At 74.3% G+C, this 6819-nt stretch carries 6 protein-coding genes; 3 read left to right on the top strand and 3 right to left on the bottom strand.

Annotated elements, in window-relative coordinates; translation table 11 throughout:
* Positions 1 to 110 precede the first annotated feature (110 nt).
* Positions 111 to 893, bottom strand: a complete 783-nt coding sequence (locus ACZ4W5_RS26545; protein ID WP_360240580.1) for an SGNH/GDSL hydrolase family protein — start codon at positions 891 to 893, stop codon at positions 111 to 113.
* A gap of 223 nt (positions 894 to 1116) precedes the next feature.
* Here ACZ4W5_RS26545 and ACZ4W5_RS26540 point away from each other — a divergent pair, with 223 nt between their 5' ends.
* On the top strand, positions 1117 to 1998 hold the full coding sequence (locus ACZ4W5_RS26540) for an MBL fold metallo-hydrolase (protein WP_465657345.1): 882 nt from the start codon (positions 1117 to 1119) through the stop codon (positions 1996 to 1998).
* 233 nt (positions 1999 to 2231) lie between these two features.
* The gene (gene ddaH / locus ACZ4W5_RS26535) at positions 2232 to 3056 is read left to right on the top strand and encodes a dimethylargininase (protein ID WP_465657343.1); all 825 of its coding nucleotides are present in this window, start codon (positions 2232 to 2234) and stop codon (positions 3054 to 3056) included.
* Here the strand turns inward: ddaH and ACZ4W5_RS26530 are convergent.
* Together ACZ4W5_RS26530 and ACZ4W5_RS26525 are read right to left on the bottom strand one after the other, a co-directional pair.
* Positions 3046 to 4236, bottom strand: a complete 1191-nt coding sequence (locus ACZ4W5_RS26530) for a globin domain-containing protein (RefSeq protein ID WP_465657342.1) — start codon at positions 4234 to 4236, stop codon at positions 3046 to 3048. The two genes, ddaH and ACZ4W5_RS26530, sit on opposite strands and share 11 nt — an antisense overlap.
* Before the next feature lie 117 nt (positions 4237 to 4353).
* Complete coding sequence (locus ACZ4W5_RS26525; protein ID WP_360240568.1) at positions 4354 to 4797, bottom strand: RrF2 family transcriptional regulator; 444 nt, start codon at positions 4795 to 4797, stop codon at positions 4354 to 4356.
* Between the two features lie 251 nt (positions 4798 to 5048).
* Here ACZ4W5_RS26525 and ACZ4W5_RS26520 point away from each other — a divergent pair, with 251 nt between their 5' ends.
* Positions 5049 to 6698 (top strand): YVTN family beta-propeller repeat protein, encoded by a 1650-nt coding sequence (locus ACZ4W5_RS26520; RefSeq protein ID WP_360240565.1) that lies wholly within the window; start codon positions 5049 to 5051, stop codon positions 6696 to 6698.
* The last annotated feature ends 121 nt before the right edge of the window (positions 6699 to 6819 follow it).

The raw sequence follows: 6819 nt of genomic DNA, 5'->3' as shown, positions 1-6819 counted from the left end.
ATCCGTTCGCCCCCCCTCCTCTCCCTCCTCCCCCCCCCCCCCCCCCCCCCCCCCCCCCCCCCCAGCACCCGGTGCGAATGTCTGACGGAGCGTCAAATTCTGACGTGCCATCAGAGTGGCAGCAGCTCCGGGCGCTTGGCCTCGACGTGGTCGCCCGAGGACTCCCCGCGCAGGCGTCGGCCGACCCAGGGGATCAGGTACTCGCGGGCCCACTGGAGGTTCTCCCGCCGCTGGTCGGCGGGGGTGAGCGCGCGGGCGGTCGGCCACGGGGCCTCCGGGTCGTCCTGGGTGCGCAGGCCGAGCGAGCGGGCGGCCAGCAGGGCGACCCGCTGGTGGCCCTCGGGGGAGAGGTGCAGCCGGTCCTCGCTCCAGGCCCGGCGGTCCTGCACCGCGCGCAGCGACCACAGGTCGGCGACCTTGCAGTCGTAGCGGTCGGCGACCGCCCGCATGTGGCCGTTGTAGGTGGCGATCTTGCCGCGCAGGTGCTTGAGCAGCGGCACCTCGCGGGTGTCGAAGCCGGTGCAGATCAGCACCGTCCCGGCGTTCTCGGCGAGTTGGGCGATGGCGGCCTCGAAGCGGACGGCCACCTCGTCCGGGTCGCTGCCGGGCCGGAGGATGTCGTTGCCGCCGGCGCAGAAGGTGACCAGGTCGGGCTGGAGCCGGCGGACCTGCGGCACCTGCTCGGCCACGATCTGGTCCAACAGCCGCCCCCGCACCGCCAGGTTGGCGTAGCGGAACCCGCCCGGCGGCCGCCCGTCGGCGAGCAGCCCGGCCAGGCGGTCGGCCCAGCCGGCGAAGGCGCCGTCGGCACCGGGGTCGTTCAGGCCCTCGGTGAAGCTGTCCCCGAGGGCGGCGTACGAACTGAGGTCAAGGGTCTCCTGGAGGTTCGGCATGAAAGAGATAGTTCACCCATTCAAGTGACCTACGCCACCGTAGGTGAGCCTGGCGGAACGTGAGATGGGCCACGTACCCTCGACGGCCCCGCCCGGCCGCAGAGCGCCCGGTCCGGGAAAGCACAAGGTCCGTTCCCCCTTCCGCTTTCCGGCCCGCCCGCACGATGCTCGAAGGACGGCGCGCCGCTCCGGCCGCCGTACCTTCCCTGGGGGAGCACCGGCCATGAACAGCTCCGAGAACTGGACCGTCGACGACCGCTGCACCAACTGCGACGTCGCCCGGCAGCTCGCGCCCGACCTGATCCGGGAGCGCGACCGCAAGTCCGAACTGGTCCGCCAGCCGCGCGACGAGGCCGAGCGCCGCCAACTGCTCGCCGCCGCCCACGCCTGTCCGACCCGCTCGATCCGCCCCGGCAACGGCCGGCTCGACCGGGCCACCGACCCGTTCCCCTTGGCCCTCGACGAGACCGGCGAGGTGCTGCTGCTGGGCCACAACTCCCGGCAGACCGCGGGCGCCACCGCCTACCTCTGCCGCCGCCCCGACGGCTGGGTGATGATCGACACGCCCCGCTGGAGCGAGGCCCTCGCCGCCCGCTACCAGGCGCTCGGCCCGGTCACCGACGTCCTGCTCACCCACCGCGACCACGCGGCGCACGGCCGCGCGTACGCCGACCGGCTGGGCGCCCGGCTCTGGATCCACGAGGGCGACCTCGCCGCGGCCCCGGACGCCGACCGGGTGCTGCGCGGCACCGACCCGGTGGAGGTGTCGCCCGGCCTGGTGGCCCACCCCTTCCCCGGCCACACCCGTGGCAGCGTGCTGTACGTCGCCGACGAGCGGTACTGCTTCAGCGGCGACAGCCTGTACTGGTCCCGCACCAACCGGGACATCGAGGTGCAGGAGGCGGTGACCTGGTACTCGATCGAGGAGCAGGCGGCCTCGCTGGAGCGCAGCCTGGACGCGCTGCGCTTCGAGTGGCTGCTGCCCGGCCACGGCGACAAGCACCGGATGCCCGCCGAGGAGGCGGACCGCCGGCTGCGCGCCCTCGCCGTCCGGGCCCGCGCGCTGCGGACCGAGCCGGTGGACTTCGCCGCGGTGCGCTGGTGAGCGGTCCGGCTCGCCGGTGAGGGTCCGGCCCGGCGCGGCTCGCCGGTGACCCGGCCCGCCGTGAGCGGTCCGGCCCGCCGGTCCGTGCGCCGGGGCTCGCGCCGGGTGCGCGGGGGGTTGCGCCCGCCGGGGGCGCCCGCGCGGGTGTGCGAGCGGGGATCGCGGGGCAGCCGCCTCAGCAGCGACCCGCAGCTCCGCACCCGAACTCCCCGCGATCCTAGGATGGTTGAGCGATGCCCACGCACACCCCGGCACGTACGGCGCGGCCCCGGCGCTACCTGATGTGCCGGCCGACGTACTTCACGGTGGACTACGCGATCAACCCGTGGATGGACCCGGCGCAGCCCACCGACACCGCGCTCGCCGTCCGCCAGTGGGAGCTGCTGCACCGGACCTACCGCCGCCTCGGCCACACCGTCGAGCTGATCGACCCGGTGCCCGGCCTGCCCGACATGGTCTACGCCGCCAACGGGGCCACCGTGCTGGACGGCCGGGCCCTGGTGGCGACCTTCCGCCACCGTGAGCGGGCCGCCGAGTCCGAGGCCTACCAGTCCTGGTTCCGGCTGCACGGCTACCGCGCGGTGCGCCGCGCCGGGCACGTCAACGAGGGCGAGGGCGACCACCTGGTGGTCGGGCGCCGGGTGCTCGCCGGTACCGGCTTCCGCACCTCGCGGGCCGCCCACGCCGAGGCGGAGGAACTGTTCGGCGTCCCCGTGGTCAGCCTGACCCTGGTCGACCCGCGCTTCTACCACCTGGACACCGCGCTGGCCGTGCTCTCCGACGACCACGTCATGTACTACCCGGAGGCCTTCGACGCCCACAGCCGCTCCGTGCTGCGCAGCCTCTTCCCGGACGCGCTCCTCGCCGACCGGGCCGACGCCGAGGTGTTCGGACTGAACGCGGTCTCGGACGGCCGCCGGGTGCTGCTCCCGGACACGGCCAAGAACCTGGCCGGCCGGCTCGCCGAGCAGGGCTACGAGCCGATCCCGGTGGACGTCTCCGAACTGCTCAAGGGCGGCGGCGGGGCGAAGTGCTGCACCCTGGAGCTCAGGCCCTGACCGCGCCCAGCCAGAGGTCCGGCCCGAACACCTCGTAGTGGATGTCCGCTGCCGGGACGCCCGCCGCGAGCAGTTGGCCGCGCACGGCGCGCAGGAAGGGCAGCGGTCCGCACAGGTAGGCGGTGGTGCCGGCCGGGACCTCGACGGTCGACAGGTCGACCAGGCCGGTGCGCTCGGCCGGCCAGTCGCCGAGCGGCCGCTCGTAGAAGACGTGGGCGGTGGCGTCGGAGAGCCTGGCGGTCAGCTGCTCCAGGTCGGCGCGGAAGGCGTGGCTGAGCTGGTCGCGGTCGCCGTGCACCGAGACGATCCGCCGGGTGGAGCCGGTGGCGGCGAGGTGGTCGAGCATCGCGGTCATCGGGGTGTTGCCGATGCCGGCGGAGGCGAGCAGCACCGGGCCGTCGCCCTCGGCGAGGGTGATGTCGCCGAGCGGGGGCGCGAGTTCGACGGTGTCGCCGGTGTGCAGGTGGTCGTGCAGGTGGCCGGAGACCTCGCCGCCGGGCTCGCGCTTGACGCTGAACCGCAGGGCGCCGTCGGCCCCGCCGGAGAGGCTGTACTGGCGGATCTGGTGGGCGCCGTCGGCGAGTCGGGTGCGCACCGAGACGTACTGGCCGGGGCGGGGGACGGGGGCGGGGCGGCCGTCGGCCGGGCGGACCAGGTAGCTGGCGACGGTCGAGGTCTCCTGGTGGCGGGCGATCACCGTGTACGGGCGCCACAGCTCGGCCGGGTCGCCGCCGACCGCGGCCTCGGCGCGCAGCCGGTCCTCGATCGCGATCAGCGCGTTGGCCATCAGCCAGTACACCTCGTCCCAGGCGGCGGCGACCTCCGGGGTGACGGCCTCGCCGAGCACCTCGACGATCGCCGCGAACAGGTGCTCGCGGACGATCTTGTACTGGGCGCTCTCGATGCCGACCGAGACGTGCTTGTGGGCGATCCGGGCGAGCATCGCGTCCGGCCGCTGGTCGGGATGGGCGATCAGCGCGGAGGCGAAGGCGGCTATCGAGCCGGCCAGCGCCTCCCGCTGGGTGCCGTTGGCCTGGTTGCCCCGGTTGAACAGGTCGCGCAGCAGCTCGGGGTGGGCGGCGAACAGCCGGTCGTAGAAGCGCGGGGTGATGTCACCGATCGCCGCGCCCACGACGGGCAGGGTGGCCTCGACGACCTCGGAGGACTTCGCGGACAGCATCAGAGGAACTCCTGACGGGTGGCTGAGAACTGGTACCTGAGATTCGTATTTAAGCCCGTGAGTGCCGACCGACCCCCCGGGGGGGGCGGGGTTAATCGGAGGGGTTGATCGGCGGGGTCAGTCGACGGGTCGGGCGGTGAGGCCGAGCAGGACCGGTCCGGTGGGGGAGGCCACCAGCTGGTCGATGCTGAGCGGGTCGAGCGCGGCGAAGAACGCCTCCTGGGCGGTGCGCAGCGCCCCGCGCAGCCGGCAGGCGGCCCGCAGCGGGCACGGCGGGTCGTCCTCGCAGCCGACCACGTCGCCGACGCCCTCCAGTTCACGCAGCAGCAGGCCGAGCGAGCCGGTCCGCCCGGCGAAGGTGATCATCAGTCCGCCGCCGCGTCCGCGTCGGGCCTCCACCACCCCGAGGTGCTGCAGCCTGCTGACCACCTTGGCCGCGTGGGTGTACGGCACGCCGACCGACTCGGCCACCTCGCGGGTGGTCGGGTTCTCGCCCTCGCCGATCACGGCGAGCCGCATGGCGATGCGGAGGGCGATGTCGGTGCTCTTGGTCAGCCTCACGATCGAAACGCTAGCGAATACGACTCCAGAACTCCAATTTCCTGCACGACCCCGACGGGCGCTCCCGGTGACCCCGACGGCGTCCCCGGTGACCTCGCCTGTGGCCCCGCCGCATCTCGGTCGAATCTGAACAGTTGGCGACATTACCGATCAGCTCCTGACGCGCCGTCACCAAGCGATCTACGCTTCGCAGCGGCTCCGGAGCCACGTCCTTCACCACCTCCCCCTGGTCGACCTCCCCTGGAGAATCCGTGAGATCACCGCGTGCACCCCGGCGCACCTGGACGGCCGTGGCGGCGATATCCGCAGCCACGGCCGCGCTGCTCTCCCAGCCCGCCCCCGCCGAGGCCGCCGCGCCCCCGCCGACCGTGGCGGCCCACGTGCCGGTGGCGCCCTACCCGGCGGGTGTGGCGCTCACTCCGGACGGCGCCCGGGCCTATGTGACCAGCCAGAGCACCGGCACCGTCAGCGTGCTCGACACCGCGACCCGGACGGTGACCGGCAGTTTCACCGCCGGTACGGGCTCCTACGCGGTCGCCGTCTCGCCCGACGGCCGGCGCGCCTACCTGACCCACCACCTGGACAACGCGGTCAGCGTCGTGGACACCGCGAGCAACGCCGTCACCGCGACCGTCCCGGTCGGCGTCCAGCCCTGGGGCCTGGCGCTCTCCCCGGACGGCACCCGCGCCTACGTCAGCAACGCCGGGGCCGGCACCGTGAGCGTGCTGGACACCGCGAGCAACACCGTCACCGCCACCGTCCCGGTCGGGGCCGAGCCGCACGGGCTCGCCGTCTCGCCCGACGGCAAGCGGCTGTACGTCGCCGCCTCCGGCGCCAAGGCGGTGAACGTGGTCGACACCGCGAGCAACGCGGTGAGCGCCACGATCGCGGTCGGCCACAGCGCCTTCGGCCTGGCGCTCAGCCCCGACGGCAGCCGACTGTGGGCCGCCGACGGGGACGACACCACGGCCGCCGTGCTCGACACCGGCGCCGGCACCCTGGTCGGCACCGTCACCGTCGGCAACGGCCCCTACTCGGTGGCCCTCGCCCCGGACGGCTCCACCGCCTACGTCTCCAACTACGCCGACAACACGCTGAGCGTCATCGACGCGGCCGGCCGGACCGTCACCGCGACCGTCCCGGTGGGCGCCGGCCCGTACACCCTGGCGCTGAGCGCCGACGGGCGGCGCGGCTACCTCGCCGACTTCACCGGTGACGCCGTCGACGTGCTGAACCTCCCGCTGCCGGTGCCGGCGGTGACCGGGATCAGCCCGAACGGCGGCTCGGGGGCGGGCGGCACGACGGTGACCATCACCGGCACCGACCTCAACGGCGCCACCGCCGTCACCTTCGGCGCGGCCGGTCCGGCCACCTCGTTCAGCTGCACGAGCACCAGCTGCACCGCGACCGCCCCCGCCACCACGGTGACCGGCCCGGTCGACGTCCAGGTCACCACGCCCGGCGGCACCAGTGCCGCCGTCGCCGCCGACCGCTTCGACTACACCGCGCCCAGCGCCCACCTGGCCGTCGCGCTCACCGCGACCCCGGTCACCGACCTGCTCTCCAGCCGGGTCGACTACACCGTCACCCTCACCAACCAGGGCCCGGACCCGATCACGGCGGCCACCGTCGCCGCCGCTCTGCCCACCGGGCCGACCACCACCTCGACCGACTGCACGGTCGCGGCGGGCAAGCTCACCTGCACCCTGGCCGCCCCGCTCGCCAAGGGGGCCAGTGCCACCCGGCACTTCTCCGTCCGGGTCGGCGCGCTGAGCCTGCTCACCTCCTGGGACGTCACCGTGGCCCGCACCGCCGGCGCCCCCGCCGACCCCTCGCCCGCCACCAGCCGGGCGACCCGCAGCTGCACCTCCGTCCTCGGCCTGCTGATCACCTGCCACTGATCACCTGCCGCTGATCACCTGCCACTGGGCGCCCCCTCGGAGGCCCCGTTCGGAACGCCGGGCGGGGCCTCTCCCACACCCGGCCCTGCTCCCGCCTCTGGACTGAGTGTCCGAGTCGGAC

The sequence above is a fragment of the Kitasatospora sp. NPDC029367 genome (assembly GCF_055569135.1).
This window is presented reverse-complemented; position numbering and strand designations above follow the sequence as displayed.

What these genes read in the sequence shown, in the direction of transcription:
- ACZ4W5_RS26530 (WP_465657342.1), bottom strand. Translation starts at nt 4,236, where the DNA reads ATGCTGTCCGCGAAGTCCTCCGAGGTCGTCGAGGCCACCCTGCCCGTC.
- ddaH (WP_465657343.1), top strand. Translation starts at nt 2,232, where the DNA reads ATGCCCACGCACACCCCGGCACGTACGGCGCGGCCCCGGCGCTACCTG.
- ACZ4W5_RS26545 (WP_360240580.1), bottom strand. Translation starts at nt 893, where the DNA reads ATGCCGAACCTCCAGGAGACCCTTGACCTCAGTTCGTACGCCGCCCTC.
- ACZ4W5_RS26540 (WP_465657345.1), top strand. Translation starts at nt 1,117, where the DNA reads ATGAACAGCTCCGAGAACTGGACCGTCGACGACCGCTGCACCAACTGC.